Annotated in this window: 21 protein-coding genes; 16 read left to right on the top strand and 5 right to left on the bottom strand. The window is 69.5% G+C overall.

All coding sequences use genetic code 11. The features are described 5' to 3' along the window. The first annotated feature begins 38 nt into the window (after positions 1-38). From QTI17_RS11375 to QTI17_RS11425, 11 genes are all read left to right on the top strand, one after another. On the top strand, positions 39-2,105 hold the full coding sequence (locus QTI17_RS11375) for a VIT and vWA domain-containing protein (RefSeq protein WP_286533182.1): 2,067 nt from the start codon (positions 39-41) through the stop codon (positions 2,103-2,105). Then, complete coding sequence (gene xrtQa, locus QTI17_RS11380) at positions 2,102-2,989, top strand: exosortase Q (protein WP_286533184.1); 888 nt, start codon at positions 2,102-2,104, stop codon at positions 2,987-2,989. The genes QTI17_RS11375 and xrtQa overlap by 4 nt, the downstream gene beginning before the upstream one ends. Beyond that, entirely contained in the window at positions 2,970-3,542 is a 573-nt protein-coding gene (xrtQb, locus tag QTI17_RS11385; protein WP_286533186.1) for an exosortase Q subunit 2, read from the top strand. The genes xrtQa and xrtQb overlap by 20 nt, the downstream gene beginning before the upstream one ends. Before the next feature lie 7 nt (positions 3,543-3,549). Then, entirely contained in the window at positions 3,550-4,830 is a 1,281-nt protein-coding gene (locus tag QTI17_RS11390) for a biosynthetic peptidoglycan transglycosylase (RefSeq protein WP_286533188.1), read from the top strand. A gap of 87 nt (positions 4,831-4,917) precedes the next feature. Further along, positions 4,918-6,030 (top strand): ABC transporter ATP-binding protein, encoded by a 1,113-nt coding sequence (locus tag QTI17_RS11395; protein ID WP_286533189.1) that lies wholly within the window; start codon positions 4,918-4,920, stop codon positions 6,028-6,030. 66 nt (positions 6,031-6,096) lie between these two features. After that, a complete protein-coding gene (locus QTI17_RS11400; protein WP_286533190.1) occupies positions 6,097-7,368 on the top strand; it encodes an ABC transporter substrate-binding protein in 1,272 nt (423 codons plus the stop codon). 7 nt (positions 7,369-7,375) lie between these two features. Continuing rightward, positions 7,376-8,293 (top strand): ABC transporter permease, encoded by a 918-nt coding sequence (locus QTI17_RS11405; protein ID WP_286533191.1) that lies wholly within the window; start codon positions 7,376-7,378, stop codon positions 8,291-8,293. Between the two features lie 309 nt (positions 8,294-8,602). Next, complete coding sequence (locus QTI17_RS11410; RefSeq protein WP_286533192.1) at positions 8,603-9,493, top strand: ABC transporter permease; 891 nt, start codon at positions 8,603-8,605, stop codon at positions 9,491-9,493. 15 nt (positions 9,494-9,508) lie between these two features. Further along, positions 9,509-10,240 carry an aspartate/glutamate racemase family protein gene (locus QTI17_RS11415; protein WP_286533194.1) on the top strand — a complete coding sequence of 244 codons (732 nt, stop codon included), beginning with the start codon at positions 9,509-9,511 and terminating at the stop codon, positions 10,238-10,240. A 48-nt stretch (positions 10,241-10,288) separates the two neighbouring features. Then, positions 10,289-11,194 carry a pirin family protein gene (locus tag QTI17_RS11420; RefSeq protein WP_286533196.1) on the top strand — a complete coding sequence of 302 codons (906 nt, stop codon included), beginning with the start codon at positions 10,289-10,291 and terminating at the stop codon, positions 11,192-11,194. 149 nt (positions 11,195-11,343) lie between these two features. Continuing rightward, entirely contained in the window at positions 11,344-11,907 is a 564-nt protein-coding gene (locus QTI17_RS11425) for a Spy/CpxP family protein refolding chaperone (protein ID WP_286533197.1), read from the top strand. Positions 11,908-11,969: 62 nt separating this feature from the next. On the opposite strand, the gene QTI17_RS11430 is transcribed toward QTI17_RS11425, so the two are convergent. Continuing rightward, positions 11,970-12,401, bottom strand: a complete 432-nt coding sequence (locus QTI17_RS11430; RefSeq protein WP_286533199.1) for a serine/threonine protein kinase — start codon at positions 12,399-12,401, stop codon at positions 11,970-11,972. Between the two features lie 201 nt (positions 12,402-12,602). On the opposite strand from QTI17_RS11430, the gene QTI17_RS11435 reads away from it, so the two are divergent. The 4 genes from QTI17_RS11435 to QTI17_RS11450 all read left to right on the top strand — a co-directional run bounded on the left by QTI17_RS11435 (position 12,603) and on the right by QTI17_RS11450 (position 16,448). Further along, the gene (locus tag QTI17_RS11435; protein ID WP_478138740.1) at positions 12,603-13,394 is read left to right on the top strand and encodes an endonuclease/exonuclease/phosphatase family protein; all 792 of its coding nucleotides are present in this window, start codon (positions 12,603-12,605) and stop codon (positions 13,392-13,394) included. Then, complete coding sequence (gene clsB, locus QTI17_RS11440; RefSeq protein WP_286533200.1) at positions 13,391-14,650, top strand: cardiolipin synthase ClsB; 1,260 nt, start codon at positions 13,391-13,393, stop codon at positions 14,648-14,650. The genes QTI17_RS11435 and clsB overlap by 4 nt, the downstream gene beginning before the upstream one ends. Beyond that, positions 14,647-15,618: a lysylphosphatidylglycerol synthase domain-containing protein gene (locus tag QTI17_RS11445; protein ID WP_286533203.1), complete on the top strand. Its 972-nt coding sequence runs from the start codon at positions 14,647-14,649 to the stop codon at positions 15,616-15,618. Before clsB ends, QTI17_RS11445 begins: the two co-directional genes overlap by 4 nt. A 95-nt stretch (positions 15,619-15,713) precedes the next feature. After that, positions 15,714-16,448, top strand: coding sequence for a DUF4130 domain-containing protein (locus tag QTI17_RS11450; protein ID WP_286533205.1), 735 nt, complete (start codon positions 15,714-15,716; stop codon positions 16,446-16,448). Here the strand turns inward: QTI17_RS11450 and QTI17_RS11455 are convergent. Beyond that, positions 16,390-16,890, bottom strand: coding sequence for an acyloxyacyl hydrolase (locus tag QTI17_RS11455; protein ID WP_286533206.1), 501 nt, complete (start codon positions 16,888-16,890; stop codon positions 16,390-16,392). The genes QTI17_RS11450 and QTI17_RS11455 overlap by 59 nt on opposite strands. A 214-nt stretch (positions 16,891-17,104) precedes the next feature. Between QTI17_RS11455 and QTI17_RS11460 the strand changes: the two genes are divergently transcribed. After that, positions 17,105-17,602: a polyhydroxyalkanoate granule-associated phasin gene (locus tag QTI17_RS11460; protein ID WP_286533207.1), complete on the top strand. Its 498-nt coding sequence runs from the start codon at positions 17,105-17,107 to the stop codon at positions 17,600-17,602. 3 nt (positions 17,603-17,605) lie between these two features. On the opposite strand, the gene QTI17_RS11465 is transcribed toward QTI17_RS11460, so the two are convergent. The 3 genes from QTI17_RS11465 to QTI17_RS11475 all read right to left on the bottom strand — a co-directional run bounded on the left by QTI17_RS11465 (position 17,606) and on the right by QTI17_RS11475 (position 20,007). Further along, on the bottom strand, positions 17,606-18,784 hold the full coding sequence (locus QTI17_RS11465) for a metallophosphoesterase (protein ID WP_286533209.1): 1,179 nt from the start codon (positions 18,782-18,784) through the stop codon (positions 17,606-17,608). A gap of 161 nt (positions 18,785-18,945) precedes the next feature. Next, on the bottom strand, positions 18,946-19,404 hold the full coding sequence (locus QTI17_RS11470) for a hypothetical protein (RefSeq protein WP_286533211.1): 459 nt from the start codon (positions 19,402-19,404) through the stop codon (positions 18,946-18,948). 108 nt (positions 19,405-19,512) lie between these two features. Continuing rightward, a complete protein-coding gene (locus tag QTI17_RS11475) occupies positions 19,513-20,007 on the bottom strand; it encodes a hypothetical protein (protein ID WP_286533213.1) in 495 nt (164 codons plus the stop codon). Positions 20,008-20,196: the final 189 nt, after the last annotated feature.

A 20,196-nucleotide genomic window follows, 5' to 3' on the forward strand; every position in this document is an offset into this window, starting at 1 on the left:
CCGTGCAAGTTCGCACGAGAAGGAGAAGGAAAAACACCATGGACGCCCCCCTCTACCGCTCCGGCCGACGGCTCTGGCTCGTCACCCTGACACTGGCCGTCGCCAGCTTCCTCGCGCTGAGCGTGCGGCCGCTGCATGCACAGGAAGCGCCGGGCCCGCGCGCCAAAACCGAGAGCCCGTATTTCTTCGTCAAGAGCGACGACCCCGAACTCGATCGCCTGCCGCTCAAGGGGACCGAGGTGGACGTCAAGATCTCGGGGGTGATCGCCGACGTCACGGTCACGCAGACCTACCGCAACGAAGGCCAGCGCGCGATCGAGGCCCGCTATGTGTTCCCGGGTTCGACCCGGGCCGCGGTCGGCGCGCTCCAGGTGCGCATCGACGAGCGCCTGATCACGGCGCAGATCCGCGAGAAGGCGCAGGCCCGCATCGACTACGAGGCCGCGAAGAAGGAGGGCAAGACCGCCGCGCTGCTCGAGCAGCACCTGCCCAACGTGTTCCAGATGAATGTCGCCAACATCCTGCCGGGCGACGAGGTCCGGGTGGCGCTGCGCTACACGGAGCTGCTGGTGCCGCAGGGCGGCAACTACCAGTTCGTCTATCCGACCGTGGTCGGGCCGCGCTACAACAGCCCGCAGTCGGAGAACGCGCAGGCGCGCTGGGTGGCGCAGCCGACGCTGCGCGCGGGGGTTGCGCCGGGCACCGCCTTCAAGCTGAAGGTCGCGCTCGACATGCCGATGGCGCTGCAGGAGGTGCGCTCGCAGACGCACGCGATCTCGCTGGCACGGCGCGATGGCGACGCCCATGCCGACGTCACGCTGGCGCCCGGCAGCGGCCCCGCGGACAACCGCGACTTCGTGCTCGACTACCGGCTCGCCGGCGATCGGGTCCAGTCCGGGCTGATGCTCTACCAGGGCCAGGGCGACGGCGCCGAGAACTTCTTCCTCGCCATGGTCGAGCCACCGAAATCGGTGGCGGCGAACGCCATCTCGCCGCGCGACTACATCTTCGTGGTCGACATCTCGGGCTCGATGCACGGCTTTCCGCTCGACACCGCGAAGGCCATGCTGGAGCGCCTGATCGGCGGCCTGCGGCCCAGCGACACCTTCAACGTGCTGCTGTTCTCGGGCAGCAACCGCATGCTGTCGCCGCACTCGGTGCCGGCCACCCGCGCCAACATCGCACAGGCCCTGGCGACGATCCAGAACTACGGCGGCAGCGGCAGCACCGAGCTGATCCCGGCCCTGCAGCGCGCCTATGCCGAGCCGAAGGCCGAAGGCGTCTCGCGCACGCTGGTGGTGGTGACCGACGGCTATGTCACGGTCGAGCGCGAGGCCTTCGAGCTGGTGCGCAAGAACCTGGGCCGCGCCAACCTGTTCGCCTTCGGCATCGGCTCCTCGGTCAATCGCCACCTGATGGAAGGCCTGGCACGCGCCGGCATGGGCGAGCCCTTCGTGATCACCGATCCGGTCCAGGCGCCCGAGCAGGCCGCGCGCTTCCGCCGCATGGTGGAGTCGCCGGTGCTGACCCAGGTGAAGGCGCGCTTCGAGGGCCTCGACGTCTATGACGTCGAGCCGGCGGTGCTGCCCGACGTCCTCGGCGAACGCCCGGTGATCGTGTTCGGCAAGTGGCGCGGCGAAGCCCGCGGCCGGCTCGTGGTCGAGGGCCGCGGCGCCGAGGGCCCCTACCGGCAGGCGCTGAAGATCGACCCGGAGGCGCGCCGCGATGCGGCCGCACTGCGCAGCCTGTGGGCGCGGCATCGCATCGCCAGCCTGTCCGACCAGGAGGCGCTCGAAGGCGGCGACGCGCTGCGCCAGCGCATCACCGACCTCGGCCTGCGCTACGGCCTGCTCACGCAGTACACCAGCTTCATCGCCATCGACCGCGTGGTGCGCAACCCGGCGCCGCAGAGCGCCGCCGGTGTCGACCAGCCGCAGCCATTGCCCCAGGGTGTCGCCGAGAGCGCGCTCGGCCAGGACCTGGGCGCCGAGGTGCCGAGCACGCCCGAGCCCGAGACGCTGGGCGCGATCGCGGTGGTGCTGTCGATGCTGGCGATGTTGAGGCGGCGTACACGGCGCAATGACAACCGGCGTTTGACCTCATGAGAACCATGACGCTCGACGCGCTGGCCACCCGCCACCCCCGCCTCTTCGAAGCCGGCATCCGCCTCGACCGCCTGCCCGCCCTCGCCTGGCTCGCGCTCCAGGCCGCCGCGCTGGCCCCCACCTGGACCTGGATGGCGCGGCGCATGCTGGACCGCTCCGACGATCCGCTCGGCCTGCTGGCGATCGCGGCGCTGGCGCTGCTGGTGTTCACGCTGCGGCACGGGCTGCGCGCGGCGCCGCGCCTCGGCTGGCTGGCGCTGGCGGCTCTGGCGACCCTGGCCGCCACCCTGGGCCGCACCGGCATCGGCCCGGTGCCGCCGCTGCCGCCACTGGCCGCCGCGCTGCTGGCCATGGCCGCGCTGGCCTGCGCACTGCTGGCCTTCCTGCCGAGCGAGGTCCCCGCGACGCCAGTCGCCGGGCTGGCGGTGCTGGCGCTGCCGCTGCTGTCCTCGCTGCAGTTCTATGCCGGCTACCCGCTGCGCGTCGTGACGGCCGAGGCCAGCCGCTGGCTGCTGGCGTCGGGCTTCGAGGTCGCGCGCGAAGGCAGCAGCCTCTGGATCGATGGCCGGCTGGTGATCGTCGACGCGCCCTGCTCGGGCGTGCAGATGGCCTGGTTCGGCTACTTCACGGCCTGCGTGGTCGCGCTCTGGGCGCTGCGCGACGACCGCGCCTTCCTGGCCCGGCTGCCTGCGGTCGGCCTGCTGGTGCTGGCCGGCAACATCGTGCGCAACAGCCTGCTGGTGGCCCTGGAGGCGGCCGGCCAGGCGCCGCCGCCCTGGCTGCACGACGCCTTCGGCCTGGCCTTGCTGGCGGCGGTCTGCGGCGGCATCGCCTGGGTCATGAACCATTTCCGAGGAGACCGCCATGGCCATCGCCGTGCTTGACCGCTGCTTCGCCAACCGCCTGGTGCATCGCATGCTGCACAAGGCCCTGTTCGGCGTCGCCATGCTGCTCTGCCTGGCCTGGTCGGGCAGCGCGGCGCTGCATCGGGCGCCGCCGGCCGCGGCCGCGGCGGCCTTCCACGAATGGCCGAGCGAATGGGACGGCGCGCCGCTGCGCCCGCTGGCCCTGAGCGAGGTCGAAAACCGCTTCGCCGAGCGCTTCCCGGGCAGCATGGCGCGCCTGACCGACGGCCAGCAGGTGCTGGTGCTGCGCCAAGTGAACGCGCCGACGCGCATGCTGCATCCGGCCGCCGACTGCTACCGCGCGCTAGGCTACGGCATCGCGCAGGCCCAGCTGGAGCGCGACCTGCACGAGCGACTGTGGCGCTGTTTCGTCGCCGAGCGCACCGGCGGTCGAAAAATCCGGGTCTGCGAGCGTATCGTCGACGCCGGGGGCGGCGCTTTCACCGACACTTCAGCCTGGTACTGGGCGGCGGCCAGTGGCCGCTCGAACGGTCCCTGGCAAGCCGTCACCCTGGCGAAACCGATCGAGTGAGAGTGATTTGCTGAAGAAAGCGCTGGTTTACCTGCTGTTCGCGACCCTGGCCCTGATTCTGACGGCGGCGGTCGCGGTGTTCCTGATCCTGAAGCTGGCGCTGGCACCCGGCCGCGACGAATGGCCGGCCCGCTTCCAGGCCGGCCCGGTGGCCGTCGACGTCGGCGTGCCGACCGCGATCCGCCTGGCGACCTCCTCCTGGTTCGCCCCCTGGCTGGCCGGCCGCACGCTGGACACCCCCCACGGCCCCGTCCGCTTCGGCTGGAACGCCGCGAGCGAGACCCTGGAACTCGACTGCGCGCCCTGCAGCGCCACGGTCCCGGCCCTGGGCAAGGCGCCGATCCGGCTCGACAGCCTGCGCGCGACGGTGCGCCGCGACGCCGGCGTGCTGAGCGGCACGCTCGAAGCCGCGCCGCCTGCCCGGCCGCTGGCGGTCGGCGACCGCAGCGACGACGGCATCCTGCGTGGACGCTGGACCGGGCGGCTGACGCAGCAGGCCCTGCACATCGACATCCACGTCCCCGAGACGCCGATCGCGCGCTGGTATACGGTGCTGGCGCCCGAGCTGGCCGAACTGCAGCGCGCCCGCATCGGCGGCACGCTGGCGCTGGGCGCCCAGGTCGGCCTGCCCGCCGGCACCTTCGCGGTGCAGCCGCGCATCGCCGAATTCACGGTCGACGGGCTGGGAACCGAGACGCTCGCCAACGCACGCACCACCTGCGGCGCCCCGAGCCGGCTCGGCCCCGACAGCTGGCTGGCGCGCGCGGTGATCGCGGCCGAGGACCAGCGCTTCTTCACCCATCCGGGCTACGACATGACCGAGCTCGCGGCCTCGCTGGAAATCAACCAGAAGGCCTCCAAGGCCGAGCGCGGGGGCAGCACCCTGAGCCAGCAGCTGGCCAAGATCCTCGTGACCGGCGGCGAACAGAGCGCCGACCGCAAGCTGCGCGAGCTGCTGTATGCGGTCGAGATGGAACAGACGCTGGGCAAGGCGCGGATCCTCCAGCTCTACCTCGACAACGCCCCCTGGGGCGCCCGGATTTGCGGCGCCGATGCCGCGGCGCGCACCTATTTCAAGCGTCCGGCGCGCAACCTCGAGCCGGTGCAGGCGGTCTGGCTGGCGGCCATGCTCAACAACCCGGCCCTGGCCGTGCGCAAGTGGCAGCAAGAGGGCAACATCAACCTCGACCGGGCCAAATGGGTGGCCGAGGGCGTGCGCGGCATCAGCAAGGCGCAGCGCGATGCCCTGCTGCGCAGTGTCGCCACGGCCCGCTTCGCACCACCTTGACGCAGCTGGCGCCGCGCACCAAGTCGGCGCATCGCGGATCCCGCCACCCGCTTCTTCGCTGGCACATGTCTTGCGATGGCATCCCCAATGGATGCTGTCACCGCCCCCCCGCCCGCAGCTGTTGAAATCGTCGCGCTGAGCAAGCGCTACGCCGCCGGCACGCCGCCCGCCGTCGACCAGATCGACCTGCGGATCGCCAGCGGCAGCTACTGCTGCCTGCTCGGTCCGTCCGGCTGCGGCAAGAGCACGACGCTGCGGATGGTGGCGGGCCACGAATCGGCCTCCGGCGGCGATATCCTGCTGGACAACCGCAACATCACCAACCTGCCGGCCGCGGCGCGCGGCACGGCGATGATGTTCCAGAGCTTCGCGCTGTTTCCGCACCTGTCGGCGCTCGACAACGTCGCCTTCAGCCTCAAGATGAAGGGCGTCTCGAAGAGCGAGCGCCACAAGCGCGCCGGCAACCTGCTCGAGCGGGTCGCGATGGGCCACCTGGCCGGGCGCAAGCCGGGCGAGCTGTCGGGCGGCCAGCAGCAGCGCGTGGCGCTGGCGCGGGCCCTGATCACCGAGCCTCGCGTGCTGCTGCTCGACGAGCCGCTGTCGGCGCTCGACCCCTTCCTGCGGATCCAGATGCGCGCCGAGCTGCGGCGCTGGCAGAAGGAGCTGGGCCTGACCTTCATCCACGTCACCCATTCGCAGGAAGAGGCGATGGCGCTGGCCGACACCATGGTGGTGATGAACAACGGCCTGATCGAGCAGGTCGGCTCGCCGCACGAGGTCTACAACCATCCGGCGAGCGAATTCGTGGCGCGCTTCATGGGCGGCCACAACGTGTTCGCGCTGGACGACGGCAAGGTCGCGGTGCGCAACGACCACACGCGGATCGCGCCGGCCACCGGCGCGGCGGGCGAGCCGGGGCTGGCGGCGCAGGTCACCGACGTCGAGTACCAGGGCACCTATGTCCTGCTCGGCCTGCGCCTGACCGGCGTGCCTACGGAGCAGAGCGGCATCTCGGTGCTGCTGTCCGAGCAGGAATTCGCCGGCCACCGCTACGAGGTCGGCGACAGCGTGCGCGTCTCGTGGGCCGAGTCCGATGCCCGGACGCTGGGCCCCGGCGCCACGCGCCCCGAAGCACGCGGCGGCGGCACATCGCCGCCGAGACGCGCGCCGCTGGCGGCCCTGGCGGCGATGGCGGCCTGACAGCGCCCGCGACCGGCCCCGGCCTCTTCCCCCTTTTTTCCACCACCGCCTCTCAGGAGACCTCCCATGTCCAAAAAAATCGAAACCCCGACCCTCGGCGTCCAGCGCCGCACGCTGCTGCAGGGCACGGCGGGCATCCTCGCGGCGGGTGTCTTCCCGGCCATCCATGCGCAGGAAAAGATCGTGCTGCGCTACCTCGGCACCGCCGTCAACCAGGACAAGGCGATCGCCGAGAAGTTCAAGGCCGACACCGGCATCGAGATCCAGTACGTGGCCGTCACCACCGACGACGTCACCAAGCGCGCCGTGACCGCGCCGAACAGCTTCGACCTGATCGACACCGAGTACTTCTCGCTGAAGAAGATCGTGCCCACCGGCAACCTCAAGGGCATCGACACCAAGCGCGTCAAGAACGCCGACAAGATCACCTCGCTGTTCACCAAGGGCGAGGTCGCCGGCAAGAAAGTCGGCGACCAGGGCACGGCGCCGATCAAGGTGATCTTCCTCGAGGGCGAGAAGAGCAAGGCCTTCTCGAAGACGCCGACGCAGTTCATGTCGCTGATCCCGACCACCTACAACGCCGACACGCTGGGCATCCGGCCCGACCTGATCAAGCGGCCGATCGGCTCCTGGGCCGAGCTGCTGAACCCCGAGTTCAAGGGCAAGGCCGCGATCTTGAACATCCCGTCCATCGGCATCATGGACGCGGCGATGGTGGTCGAGGCCAAGGGCATCCACAAGTACGCCGACAAGGGCAACATGACCAAGGCCGAGATCGACCTGACGATCAAGACCTTGATCGAAGCGAAGAAGGCCGGGCAGTTCCGGGCCTTGTGGAAGGACTTCAACGAGTCGGTCAACCTGATGTCCTCGGGCGAGGTGGTGATCCAGTCGATGTGGTCGCCGGCCGTGACCGCGGTGCGCAGCAAGGGCATCGCCTGCACCTTCCAGCCGCTCAAGGAAGGCTATCGCGCCTGGGCCTCGGGCTTCGGCCTGCCGGCCACCCTGTCGGGCAAGAAGCTCGACGGCGCCTACGAATTCATCAACTGGTTCCTCGACGGCTGGGCCGGTGCCTACCTGAACCGCCAGGGCTACTACAGCGCCGTGCTGGAAACCGCCAAGGCCAAGATGGAACCCTACGAGTGGGCCTACTGGATGGAAGGCAAGCCCGCCACGCAGGACATCAAGAGCCCGCAAGGCGACGTCATCGCCAAGGCCGGCGCGCTGCGCGACGGCGGCAGCTACGAGGAACGCATGGGCGGCATCGCCTGCTGGAACGCCGTGATGGACGAGAACGAATACATGGTGCGCAAGTGGAACGAGTTCGTGGCTGCATGACGACAGGATGAGCGCGCCCCCGACCACCAGCCACGCGACCTTGCTGCCTGCCCACGCCGTCAAGGCCTGGTGGCAGGCGGCGCCGTTCGCGCTGGTGTTCCTGTTGTTCTTCCTGATCCCGCTGGCGCTGATCGCGATGGTCAGCCTGTGGAACTTCAACGAGTACGAGCTGATTCCGGCGATCTCGCCGCGCAACTACTTCGCGATCTTCGAGGGCTGTTCGCACCTCACCGACAACGGCGACCTCTGCGTCACCTTGTCGACCTACCTCAGCACGCTCAAGTTCTGCCTGCTGGTCTGGGGCATCACGCTCGTGATCGGTTTCTCGGTGGCCTACTTCCTGGCCTTCCACGTGCGCTCGCCGGGCATGCAGACGCTGCTGTTCGTGCTGTGCACGGTGCCGTTCTGGACCTCCAACGTGATCCGCATGATCTCGTGGGTGCCGCTGCTGGGCCGCAACGGGCTGGTGAACCAGGGGCTCATGGGCCTGGGCCTGGTCGATGCGCCGGTCGAGTGGCTGCTGTTCTCGGATTTCTCGGTGGTGCTGGCCTTCGTGCATCTCTACACCATGTTCATGATCGTGCCGATCTTCAATTCGATGATGCGCATCGACCGCTCGCTGCTCGAAGCCGCCAGCGACTCCGGCGCCTCCGGTTGGCAGACGCTGTGGAACGTGATCGTGCCGCTGTCGCGCACCGGCATCCTGATCGGCTCGATCTTCGTCATCACGATCGTGATGGGCGACTTCGTCACCATCGGCGTGATGGGCGGCCAGCAGATCGCCTCGGTCGGCAAGATCATCCAGGTCCAGACCTCGTACCTGCAGTTCCCGCTCGCGGCGGCCAACGCGATGATCCTGCTGGCGGTGGTGCTGATGATCATCTGGGGCCTCACGCGGCTGGTCGACATCCGGAAGGAGCTCTAGGATGCTGGCGCGCGCATCTGTGCGATCGAAGGGCCCTGGGCGGGATCACGCCGACGGCGTACTCTGCTCCGCGAATGTCCCCCACCCTTCGGGCTCCTCCTTTATTTCGCTGCGCAGAGCACACCATCGGCGCGATCCGTCACGGCGGTGGTTGATCGGACGGCACGACACGGCGTTGCCCGTGGCGAGGGCGGCGGGTGGTCCCCGCAGCGAAATAAAGGAGGAGGCGAAGCCGGGGGACATTCGCGGAGGGGATCACCCGCCGCCCTCGCCACGCGCCCTGCCCTCAAGCCATGCGGGGCACCCCGCATGAGCCAACGCATCGGTGAACAGCGCAGCGCCGGCTTCTGGCCCCTGGCCCTGGTCTTCACGCTGTTCGTGGTCTTCCTCTACGGCCCGATGATCACCATCTTCGTGCTGAGCTTCCAGGGCCCCGAGGGCGGCCTCACCTTTCCGCTGCGCGGCGTGTCGCTGCACTGGTTCCGCAAGCTCGCCGAGGGCCTGGGCACGGTCGACATCGGCGCCGCCTTCGGCCGCTCGCTGATGCTCGGCGCGGTGGTCATGGGCTTCACGGTGGTGCTGTCGGTGCTGGCCGGCCTCGCGTTCCGCAAGCGGCTGCGAGGTGGCAACGCCCTGTTCTTCGTCACGGTGGCGAGCCTGATCATGCCGTCGATCATCGTCTCGCTGGGCATCGGGCTGCAGTTCCGCCTGCTCGACACCGGCCTCAAGGGCGCGCTCGGCGCGATCGGCGCCGAGGGCCTGCTCGAGAACTACGGCACCGCCCTCGGTCTGCTCACCTCGGCCCTCGGCGCCCACCTGACCTGGACGCTGCCCTTCGGCCTGTTGATCATGTTCGCGGTCTTCAATCGCTTCAATCCGGCCTACGAAGAAGCCGCGCGCGACCTCGGCGCCACGCCCTGGCAGAGCTTCCTGCACGTGGTGCTGCCGCTGATCGGGCCGTCGGTGGTCGGCATCGGCATGTTCGGCTTCACGCTGAGCTGGGACGAGATCGCGCGCACCTCGCAAGCCATCGGCGACGTCAACACGCTGCCGCTCGAACTGCAGGCGCTGACCTCGACCGTGACCACGCCATCGATCTACGCGCTCGGCACGGTGACCACCGTCGTGTCGTTCGCCGTGATGGCGATCGCGCTGGGCTCGGCGGCGCTGCTGGGGCAGCGTTCGACGCGGCGCCGCTGACGCCAGCGGTCCACCATGAAGCGGCTGCTGGTCATCAACCCGAACACCTCGGCCTCGGTGAGCGCGCTGCTCCAGCAGCACCTGCAGAAGCAACTGGAGGGGACCCTGGCGGTGCACACGCTCACCGCGCGGTTCGGCGCGCCGTACATCGCCAGCGAGGCCACCTACGCGGTGGCGCAGCATGCGGTCCTCGATGCCTGGGCCAGCGCCCATGCGCACGGCGAGCGGCCCGACGCGATCCTGATCGGCTGCTTCGGCGACCCGGGCCTGTTCGCCCTGCGCGACGGCGCCGGCGTACCGGTCGGCGGGCTGGCCGAAGCGGCCTTCGCGACGGCCGCCCGGCACGGCCGCTTCGCCGTCGTGACTGGCGGCGAACGCTGGCGGCCGATGCTCGAACGGCTGGCATCCTCGCTCGGCTTCTCGGCGTCGCTGGCCGGCATCCACACGGTGGCGCCGAGCGGCGCCCAGCTGGCCCAGGACCCGGTCGGCGCCCGCAGCCTGCTGGCCGAGGCTTGCCGCGAGGCCGCGACCCGCTTCCAGGCCCAGGCGGTGATCCTCGGCGGCGCCGGCCTGGCGGGCATGGCGGGCGATTTCGCCGCTTCGGTGCCGGTGCCCCTGATCGACAGCGTCAGCGCCGGCGGCCAGTGGGCGCTCGAGGCTGTCCGCGGCGGCGAGACGCCGGCCACGCCCCCGGGATTCGGCGTGGCTTGGCAGAACGTGTCCTGGGAGCTCGAGTCGCTGGGCTGACTGGCCCCACCGCCAGCACGGTCGGCCGGACCGTGCCACCATGCCTGCATGAGCACCAACTCCCACGCCCATCCGTCCCCCGCGGTCGAGCCGCTGTCGCTCTCCCAGCCGCGCGGCATCGACCAGATCGTCGCCGGCGTCTCGACCAGCGACGGCGACGGCGTCAAGCTCACGCGCGTGCTGCACCAGCCGCTGCAGCAGCGCCTCGATCCCTACCTGATGCTCGATGCCTTCAGCAGCGACAACCCGGGCGACTACATCGGCGGCTTCCCGAGCCACCCCCACCGCGGCTTCGAGACCGTGACCTACATGATCTCCGGGCGCATGCGCCACCGCGACAGCGCCGGCCACGAAGGCCTGCTGTCGAACGGCGGCGTGCAGTGGATGACCGCCGGGCGGGGCCTGATCCACAGCGAGCTGCCCGAGCAGGAGGAAGGCCTCATGGAAGGCTTCCAGCTGTGGCTCAACCTGCCGGCCAAGGACAAGATGCGCGAGCCCTGGTATCGCGACATCCAGAGTCCCGAGATCCCGGAGTTCATCACCCCGGCCGGCGTCCACGTGCGCGTCATCGCGGGCGTCAGCCACGGTGTCCACGGCGCGGTCCAGCGGGAACACACCGAGCCGCTCTACCTCGACATCACGCTGCCGCCCGGGGCCGAGTTCGCCCAGCCGCTGCTGGACGACCGCAACGCGCTGGTCTACGTGTTCCGCGAGTCGCTCTACATCGGCAGCGCCGAGATCCCGACCAAGCGCATGGCGATCCTGGCCAACGAGCCCGGCAGCGATGGCGTGGTGCTGCGGGCGCCGGCCTCGAACCACAGCCCGGCGCGCGCGCTGCTGATCGCCGGCAAGCCGCTGCACGAGCCGATCGCCCAGTACGGGCCGTTCGTCATGAACACGCGCGAACAGGTCACCCAGGCGGTGCACGACTTCCAGAACGGCAAGCTCGGCTGACCGCGCGGGAGGGCGAGTCGCGAGCGCCCGCCGTTCATGCTTCTTTACCAGACCTCACCCCGGGCTCACGATCGCGATACATGGCGGCGCCAGACTTCCTCTCACCTGCTGCCCATCGGCGGCAGGCTTCTTCGAAAGGAAGCACTCTCATGATCCCGTCTCGCAAAAGCCTTCTCTGGGCCGGTCTGCTGGCCTCGGCCACTTTCGCCTCGTCCGGTGCCTTCGCACAGGCGCCGCTGACGGCTCCCCCGCCGGCCGCCGCCGCCCAGCCCGGGGCCCAGGCGCCGGCCACGCCGCAGCGCCATGAGGCAGACCGCGCCGAACGCTTCGAGCGCATGCAGGCCCACCGGGCCCAGCGGCTGGCGGCCCTGAAGGAAAAGCTCAAGCTGACACCGGCCCAGGAAGGCGCCTGGAACAGCTTCACCACCGCCCAGCAGCCCTCGGCTCGCCCGGCCGGCCAGCCGGGTGCCGATCGCGCCGAATTCGCCAAGCTGACGACACCCCCGCGCCTCGACAAGATGCAGGCGCGCCAGGCCGAGCGCAGCGCGATGTTCGCCAAGCGTGCCGATGCCACGCGCAGCTTCTACGCGGCCTTGTCTCCTGAGCAGCAGAAGACCTTCGATGCCGAATCGATGCAGCGCTTCGGCCCCCGCGGTGCGGGCGTTCCTGGCGGCCACCACCATCACCCGGCCCCGCCGCCCGCCAAGAGCTGATCCAGTCCTCCGCGGCAAAGCCCCCGTCACCTGCGTGCCGGGGGCTTTTTTCATTCGGCCGCTTACTTCGGCGTGCCGGTCTTGTCGATCGGATTGGTGGGCACTTCAGGCCGCTCGCCCTTTTCGCCGAAATGCGGCTTCACCTTCCGGCCCGACTGGCTGACTTCGATGCGCGACATCTCGCCGGTCGGCGCCGGCATCGCGTTGGGCTGGTGATTCACCGTGGTCGACGCCTCGCCCTTGGGCACGTTGTTGGTGGCATTGCTGCGGTTGTGAATCCGGGCTTCCGATTTCACAACCTCCCGCGAGGCCGGGTTGCTGCCGTCCGGCCGCTGGGTCGGATTGGCCACCCCCGCCGGCGTCTTGGTGCTGGCTTGGCCCGCGACCGCGGGGTCGGGCTGGGCCGGCATCGCGGTGGTGCCCTGGGCCATGGCGAGGCCTGCCATGCCCATCAGTCCGGCGAGAACGGTGGTGGCGACGAATCGTTGCTTCATGATGGCTCCTGTCTCTCTGGGTCGTTCGTTGAACAAGTCGAGCCCTTTTCTTCAAGCTCTGGTTGCACCGTAGAAGGGCACGGCCGGCCGCCATGTGGGGCTGCGGCCGGGCTGCCTGTAGGCGCCATGCCCCCTTGCGCGCAGGCCGTCGAAGGAGGTGGTCCGTTCCTACAGCCGCGGCGCCTGGCCCGGCTTACAACCATGCTTGTGAAGCCTCCTTTGCATACGGGCGCCACCGCCGCGCCGGTGACCTCGCTCAAGGTCATGACCGTGAACACCCACAAGGGCTTCACGGCGCTGAACCGCAAGTTCATCCTGCCGGAGCTGCGCGATGCGGTGCGCACGGTGGGCGCCGACGTGGTGTTCCTGCAGGAGGTGCTGGGCACGCACTCGCGCCACTCGCGCAAGGTCGACAACTGGCCCGAAGCGCCCCACTACGAATTCCTGGCCGACACCATGTGGCCGCAGTTCGCCTACGGCCGCAACGCGGTGTATCCCAAGGGACACCACGGCAACGCCGTGCTGTCGAAGTTCCCGATCGTTCACTACCGCAACCACGACGTCTCGATCGTCGGGCCCGAAAAGCGGGGCCTGCTGCACTGCGTGCTGCGGCTGCCGGCGCGGCCGATCGACGTCCACGTGATCTGCGCCCACCTGGGGCTGGCCGAGACCCACCGCCTGCAGCAGCTCGAGCTGCTGTGCCACATCGTGCGCGACGAGGTGCCGGCCGATGCACCCCTGATCGTCGCCGGCGATTTCAACGACTGGCGCGGCCGCGCCCACCGGATCCTCGCCCAGGGGGCTTCGCTGAGCGAGGTCTTCGTGCAGGCCCATGGCAGCGCGGCGCGAACCTTTCCCGCCCGCTTCCCGCTGCTGTCGCTGGACCGCATCTACGTGCGCAACGCCCGCGTCCATTCACCGGTGGTGCTGCCGCGCCGGCCCTGGTCGCACCTGTCGGACCATGCCCCGCTGGTGGCGGAGATCGCGCTGTGAGCAGCGACACCCCCGACACGGCTGCCGCCGGCCGGCGCTGGACCGACGGCAACCGAGTCGCGCTGCTGGAAAACGGCGAGCAGTTCTTTCCGCGCGTGTTCGAGGCCATCGGCGAAGCCCGGCGCGAGGTGATCGTCGAGACCTTCATCCTGTTCGAGGACAAGGTCGGCGAGCAGCTGCACGCGGCGCTGAGCGCGGCGGCAAGGCGCGGCGTCAAGGTCGACCTGATGATCGACGGCTTCGGCTCGCCCTCGCTGTCACCCGGCTTCATCGCCGGCCTGATCGCGGCGGGCGTCAAGGTGCGGGTGTTCGATCCCGGCAAGCGCATCTTCGGCCAGCGGCTCAATGTCTTCCGGCGGATGCACCGCAAGATCGTGGTGGTCGACGGCACGCTGGCCTTCGTCGGCGGCATCAACTATTCGGCCGACCACCTGCTCGACTTCGGCCCCAAGGCGAAGCAGGACTACGCGGTCGAGCTGACCGGCCCGATCGTCTCCGAGATCCATCGCTTCGTGTTGCATGCGATCGCGGTCGGCGGCAAGGGCGCAGGCTGGTTCCGGCGCCGCATCCGGGCCTCCGCGCAAGACGACAACGCGCCCACGGGCGAGGCCGCGGCGCAATTCGTCACCCGCGACAATCGGCGCCACACCAACGACATCGAGCGCCACTACCTCGCGGCCATCCGCAGCGCCCGCCAACGCATCGTGATCGCCAACGCCTATTTCTTTCCCGGCTACCGCCTCATCAAGGAGCTGCGCCGCGCCGCCCGGCGCGGCGTCGACGTGCGGCTGATCCTGCAGGGCGAACCCGACATGCCGATCGTCAAGGTGGCGGCCAGCATGCTCTATCACCACCTGCTGCATGCCGGCGTGCAGATCCACGAATATTGCGAGCGCCCGCTGCACGGCAAGGTGGCGCTGGTGGACGAGCGCTGGAGCACCGTCGGTTCGAGCAACCTCGACCCGCTGAGCCTGTCTCTCAACCTCGAAGCCAACGTGATCGTGCGCGACCGGGACTTCAACCAGACGCTGTGGGAGCGGCTCGACGCGCTGATGCAAAACAGCTGCAAGCGGATCGAGGCCTCCGATCTGGACGAATGGAGCGGCTGGCGGCTGGTGCGCAGCTTCTTCATCTTCCACCTGCTGCGCTGGTACCCCTCCTGGGTCGGCTGGCTGCCGCGCCACGCGCCGAAGCTGGAGCCGCTCGACACACCCCTGCACCAGGGCGGCGGCGCCACGCGGACGGACGCGGCATGAAGGCTCAGGCAGAGGCTCCGGCCGCCGGCGGCTGGCGGCTGGTGAAACGCGTCGGGGCCTGGCTCTTCTTCGCCGCGGTGCTGGCGCTGGTCGTGCGACAGGCCCGCACGATCGACTGGAACGAGGTGCTCGACGCGCTGCGCGCCATTCCACGGCCCGCGCTGCTGGCGGCCGCGGCGCTCGCAGCCTGCAGCCACCTGCTCTACAGCACATTCGACCTGCTGGGCCGCCGCATGACGGGCCACCGGCTCGGCACCCGCATCGTGATGCGCGTCACCTTCATCAGCTATGCCTTCAACCTGAACCTCGGCGCCCTGGTCGGCGGCGTCGCCTTCAGGTACCGGCTCTACTCGCGGCTGGGCCTGGACAACCTGACGATCACGCGGGTGCTCGGTTTCAGCATGCTGACCAACTGGCTGGGGTACCTGGTGCTGGCGGGCGCGGTCTTCTGCTTCTTTCCGATGGTGCTGCCGCCCGACTGGAAGATGGACGGCGAAGGGCTCCGCATCCTTGGCGCACTGCTGCTGGCCGGGGGCGCGGCCTACCTCGGCCTGTGCGCGATAGCGCGGCAGCACACCTGGCGGGTGCGCGGCCACGAACTGGACACGCCGTCGCTGCGCATGGCGCTGCTCCAGCTCGCGATGTCGATGCTGAACTGGTCGCTGATCGGCGGGATGATCTGGCTCCTGCTGCAGCGCCAGCTGCCCTACCACGAGGTGCTGGCCGTGGCGCTGGTCGCCGCGGTCGCCGGCGTCATCACCCACGTGCCCGGCGGCCTCGGTGTGCTGGAGGCCGTGTTCCTCGCGCTGCTCGGCCACCGGGCGCCGCAGGGCACGCTGCTCGGCGCGCTGCTGGCCTACCGGGCCATCTACTACCTGCTGCCCCTGATCCTCGCCGCCCTCACCTACGTGGCCACCGAGCTGCGGGCCCGGCAGCTCCGGCGGCGGCTGCCGAGCGCCTCTTCCTGAGCGCCCGGCGCGCCTCGGCCGCGCCAGCGCAGGCCTCTGCGCTTTACGCCTGAACGCCTACAGGTGCGGCCTTGGGGCGGCCCTAAGTTGATGCCATGGCCCCGCACACCATCACCCTCGCCGGCAACATCGACTCCGACGGCTTCCGGCGCGAGGCCCGCTCGCTGCTGGCCGCCCTGGTCGCGCCGGACCAGGTCGACTGGGTCATCGACGCCGGGGCCGAGACGCAGCGTTTCTCGAGGCCGGCCGGCCCCGCCGCCCCGCGCGGTGCGGCGAGCGCCGGCATCACGCATCCGCTGGTTCCGCGCTCCTTCATGTCGATGTGCGAGACCGTCATCCTGCACAACGCACCGCTGCGCTTCGGCCTGCTCTACCGGCTGCTGTGGCGATTGGTCCACGAACCCGGCCTGCAGCACGACCCGCGTGATCGCGACCGGGTCCAGGCGCTGCACATGGCCCAGGCCGTGCGGCGCGACATGCGCAAGATGAAGACGCTGATCCACTTCAGCGTCGTCGCCGACGCTCCGGGCGCCGAGGCGCTCCACCTGGCCTGGTTCGATCCCGACCACCATGTGGTGGAAGCCGTGGCGCCCTTTTTTGCGCGCCGCTTCGCGCAGCTTCGCTGGGCCATCCTGACGCCCGAACGCAGCGTCCGCTGTCAAGGTCAGGTGCTCGAGTTCGGGCCCGGCGTACCACCGAACGCGGCGGCCGACGGCCTGGAACGCTATCGCAACGTCTTCGAGACCCTCGCGGCGCGTCGCCAGCCCGCCATCAATAGCGATAGAGGTAGCGCAAGCGCACGAAATTCTCGCCCGGGTTCGGCTCCTTGATGCCGGCGTTCGAGAAGTGCTGGACGCGCAGCGACACCTCGTGCGCGCCCTGCGCCCCGAGGCTCAAGCCGACACCGAGTTGCTCCGTGAACTGGAAGGCGGTGCTGAACTCCCGGTCGGGCGTGCGGTAGAGCTGGTCCATCACGGTGGCGCCGATGCCGGCCTCGACGAACCACGGCGACTCGCCCTGATTGAAGCGCCAGCGCCAGTTGGCGATCGCCCCGAGTTGCGTGTAGCTGCGCTTGTCCGCCCCATTCGGGGGCAGCGGCGCGCGCCACTGGCTGAGAAAGAAATCCCAGTAGAACGAAAGCGGCCCGCCCGGTGCCGGCGACCCGCGCCATGACCAGGGCATGGCGTAGCCGAGGGTCAGCGAATCCGTGTCCGTGTCGCCTCGCCCGAGATCGATGTAGATGCCTGGCGTGCTGTCTGAGGGAGCGGCCATGGAGGCCAGGGGGAAAGCCAGGCTCGCAGCACACAGCAGGGCCCTGACGCAGCGCAATGAGTGAGTCATTCGTATGAGGATGAGTTGCATTGTGAATGTAACAAGCAACGCAAGACCCGTGCTCGCCCCCAAGTGGCATTTCTCTCTGTAGGATGCCATCCCCAATCGATGCTGCACTGCAGCAAAAAGGCGCTGCTCGGTCTATCATGGCGCCATGAACCCCAGCTTCTCCTCGACGCGCTTCTTCAACCCGCTCATGCTGTGGGTGGACGTGGCCTTGACGACCAACGAGATGCTGCTGTCGGCCGGCTCGGTGATCCAGATGCGCACGGAACGCATGGCCAAGGCGGGCCTGTCCCCCAACGAGGTCGACCTGGCCGAATTTCAGCTCATGGGCCACGAAAAACTGGCGGCGGCCAGCGAATCCGGCGCTGCGATGGCCAACCAGCTCCACACCACCCAGTTCGCGCTGGTGAACCGCGCCGTGAAGCACTGGCTGGGCAGCGGCCTGGCCTTGTTCTCACTGGCGACCAGCACCAGCCCGGCGCAGGCCGTCAGCCATGCCGAAGCCTTTGGCAACGCGGCCACCCGCTCGGCCGAAGCCGTGAACCACCTGTCGAGCGCGAGTGCCCGGATCGTCCAGCGCGGCCTCAAGCCGATCCACGCCAAGACCACCTCGAACGCCCGCCGGCTCGCGATCGAGCAGGCCTGACGCTCAGGCCCGAAGCAGGCGCAGCAAGGTGATTTCGGAGGGCGCGCCGAAGCGCTTCGGCGGCCCCCAGTAGCCGGTCCCGCGGCTGGTGTAGACCCACATCTCGTGCAGCTTGTGCAGCCCCGCCGTGAACGGCTGCTGCAACGGCACGAACAGATTCCACGGGAAGAACTGGCCGCCGTGCGTGTGGCCCGACAGCTGCAGGTGGTAGCCCGCTTCGGCGGCCTCGGGCGCGCTGCGCGGCTGATGCGCCAGCAGCACCCGGGTGTGCACCAGCGGGGGCGCATCGGCCAGCGCGCCGTGCGGGTCGCTGGCGTGGGCGGCATCGAAATGGCCGGCGGTGTAGTCGGTCACCCCGGCCACCAGCAGCGCGCTTTCGAGCACTTCCTCGTCGGTCTGCGCGCCCTTCACGTTGCGGGTCTGGAGCACCACGTGCTCGTTGAGCAGCACGCGCAGGCCGAGGCGCCGGAGTTCGTCGATCCAGGCATGCGCCCCGGCGTAGTACTCGTGGTTGCCGGTCACGACGAAGGTGCCGTGGCGCGCCTTGAGCTGCTGCAGCGGCGCGATGTGGTCGCGCAACTCGGCCACCGTGCCGTCGACCAGGTCGCCGGTGATCGCGATCATGTCGGCGCCGAGTCCGTTGACCGCGTTGACGATGCGCTGGATGTAGCCGCGCTTGATGGTCGGCCCGACATGGATATCGCTGAGCTGCGCGATCGTGAAGCCGCTCAGCGCCGAGGGCAGGTCGCGGATCGGCACGTCGATGCGCACCACGCCCGCCGTCCGGCGCGCGTTCAGCAAGCCGACCAGCGAAGTCGCGCTGGCCAACAGCGGCACGGCGGCCGCGCTCCACAGCTGCCAGCGCGCCCCATCGAGGGTCAGCCCGGACACGGACGCGCCGAGCCAGCCGAGCAGCAGGCCGGCATCGCGCACCACGGTGAGCACCAGCAACGACGAGAACCAGCCCATGCTGATGAGCCCGATCCATTTCCAGACGTCCGCGAACTGGCGCCGCCGGGACCGCATCCCGACGAAGGGCAGCGGCATGGTGACGGCCGACACGAGCAGTGCCAATCCCAGCAGCGGCCCCGCCAAGGGCAGGCCCGCCAGCGCGGGCAGCAGCCGCAGACCGATATAGGCGTGCAGCAGCGTGGTGAGGAGAACGAGGGGACGAAGCGGCATCGGGGCCTAGGAAGACGGGACTGCGCCCGGACACACCATGTGCGAGCGACACGACCCACATTCAAGGTGCGTGCCATGCGCGGGCAACCTTGAATTTTCCCATGGCCGGCCCTGCGCGGCCTTCAGCATCTTCTGAAAGAGCGCCCGGGCGCTCCCGGACTTCAGGAACGCGGGACTTGCACGCCGGCGGGCCAGACGAACACGGTCCGCTTCGGCTGCCAGGGCAGCAGCTCGATCTCCTGCGTGAGGGTCTGGCCTCCCCGCGTGGCCTCGACCTGGTAGCGGCCCGGCTCGAGCCGGGCCACCAGGAACGGGCCACCCGCTTCGACCTGGCTCAGCAACTCGCGGCCGGATGCATCGCGCACCGTCACGACGACATCGGCGGCCGAGACCTGTCGCGTCCCGTCCTTGACCGCGAACTCGAAGCTGGCGGGCCAGCGAGGCTCGACGCTCTGCATCAGCGCCGCCTCTTCGCTGCTGCCGCCGCCGCCCATGTACTCGATGCCGTTGGCCATGCGGATCGGCGGGTTGTAGACCGCATGCGCCGCCAGCGCACCGGACAGCGCCGCTGCGCCCAATGCCAGGGCAGCCAGCGGCCGCCAGGATCGACCTGTGTTCATCGCGGAATCCTTTGCTCGGGTTGGCGTGAAGGGAGCTTCACGCCGCCACTGTCGGCAAGGCGCCTTAAGCGAACCTGATTTCAGCGCCCGGACGCCGGGCGCCGGGGCTCAGTTGCCGGTGCGCACCGAGGCCTGCTGCTCGGCCCGCGGCAATCCCATCGCAGCGGCGAAATCGACGTTCGACGGCCAGACGAACTGCGCCTTGGCGCTCAGGCCGTTGAACACGGTCAGGGGCTGCTGCAGCGTGATCCCGGCCAGCGTGGCCTCGACCTCGTAGGCGCCGGGGTCGAGCCGGGCCAGCATGAACGGCGAGCCGGTGGCGGTCTCCATCACCAGCCGGCCCGAATAGCGGTCGCGCACCACCACCTTGACGTCGCTCGGGAACTGGCCGGGCTTGCCTCGGCTGACCGCGAATTCGAAGGTCGCGGCCCAGCGGGGCGCCACCGTCTGCATGAAGGCCGCTTCGGCGCTGCTCTTCCCGCCGCACATGTACTCGATGCCCTGGGCCACGCGGATCGGCGGATTGGTCAGCGCCTGCGCCGAGGTGAACATGCCGAAGATCGCCAGGGCCGCGGCGGAGTGCCAGAAGCGGGTCGGGTTCATTGCTGTGCTTTCCTTGCTGAGAAATGGAAATGGCGGCGAGTTCGCCGGCAATTTTCCTTAGCAAGAGTCGGGCTAGGAATAGCGTTTACACGCAGTCGTGCCGGTGCCACGCGCCAAGACCAAAAACCGCATGAGGTCCGACGGTTTTCATTGTTGGCGTCCCGGAAATAGAGATGTTCCGCACGGCGC

This window comes from Variovorax sp. J31P179, from assembly GCF_030316985.1.
Lineage (GTDB): Bacteria > Pseudomonadota > Gammaproteobacteria > Burkholderiales > Burkholderiaceae_C > Variovorax > Variovorax ginsengisoli_B.

Coding starts and splice junctions, on each gene's coding strand:
- QTI17_RS11375 (WP_286533182.1), top strand. CDS start 39: ATGGACGCCCCCCTCTACCGCTCCGGCCGACGGCTCTGGCTCGTCACC.
- xrtQa (WP_286533184.1), top strand. CDS start 2,102: ATGAGAACCATGACGCTCGACGCGCTGGCCACCCGCCACCCCCGCCTC.
- xrtQb (WP_286533186.1), top strand. CDS start 2,970: ATGGCCATCGCCGTGCTTGACCGCTGCTTCGCCAACCGCCTGGTGCAT.
- QTI17_RS11395 (WP_286533189.1), top strand. CDS start 4,918: ATGGATGCTGTCACCGCCCCCCCGCCCGCAGCTGTTGAAATCGTCGCG.
- QTI17_RS11400 (WP_286533190.1), top strand. CDS start 6,097: ATGTCCAAAAAAATCGAAACCCCGACCCTCGGCGTCCAGCGCCGCACG.
- QTI17_RS11405 (WP_286533191.1), top strand. CDS start 7,376: ATGAGCGCGCCCCCGACCACCAGCCACGCGACCTTGCTGCCTGCCCAC.
- QTI17_RS11410 (WP_286533192.1), top strand. CDS start 8,603: ATGAGCCAACGCATCGGTGAACAGCGCAGCGCCGGCTTCTGGCCCCTG.
- QTI17_RS11415 (WP_286533194.1), top strand. CDS start 9,509: ATGAAGCGGCTGCTGGTCATCAACCCGAACACCTCGGCCTCGGTGAGC.
- QTI17_RS11420 (WP_286533196.1), top strand. CDS start 10,289: ATGAGCACCAACTCCCACGCCCATCCGTCCCCCGCGGTCGAGCCGCTG.
- QTI17_RS11425 (WP_286533197.1), top strand. CDS start 11,344: ATGATCCCGTCTCGCAAAAGCCTTCTCTGGGCCGGTCTGCTGGCCTCG.
- QTI17_RS11430 (WP_286533199.1), bottom strand. CDS start 12,401: ATGAAGCAACGATTCGTCGCCACCACCGTTCTCGCCGGACTGATGGGC.
- QTI17_RS11435 (WP_478138740.1), top strand. CDS start 12,603: ATGCTTGTGAAGCCTCCTTTGCATACGGGCGCCACCGCCGCGCCGGTG.
- QTI17_RS11445 (WP_286533203.1), top strand. CDS start 14,647: ATGAAGGCTCAGGCAGAGGCTCCGGCCGCCGGCGGCTGGCGGCTGGTG.
- QTI17_RS11450 (WP_286533205.1), top strand. CDS start 15,714: ATGGCCCCGCACACCATCACCCTCGCCGGCAACATCGACTCCGACGGC.
- QTI17_RS11455 (WP_286533206.1), bottom strand. CDS start 16,890: ATGGCCGCTCCCTCAGACAGCACGCCAGGCATCTACATCGATCTCGGG.
- QTI17_RS11460 (WP_286533207.1), top strand. CDS start 17,105: ATGAACCCCAGCTTCTCCTCGACGCGCTTCTTCAACCCGCTCATGCTG.
- QTI17_RS11465 (WP_286533209.1), bottom strand. CDS start 18,784: ATGCCGCTTCGTCCCCTCGTTCTCCTCACCACGCTGCTGCACGCCTAT.
- QTI17_RS11470 (WP_286533211.1), bottom strand. CDS start 19,404: ATGAACACAGGTCGATCCTGGCGGCCGCTGGCTGCCCTGGCATTGGGC.
- QTI17_RS11475 (WP_286533213.1), bottom strand. CDS start 20,007: ATGAACCCGACCCGCTTCTGGCACTCCGCCGCGGCCCTGGCGATCTTC.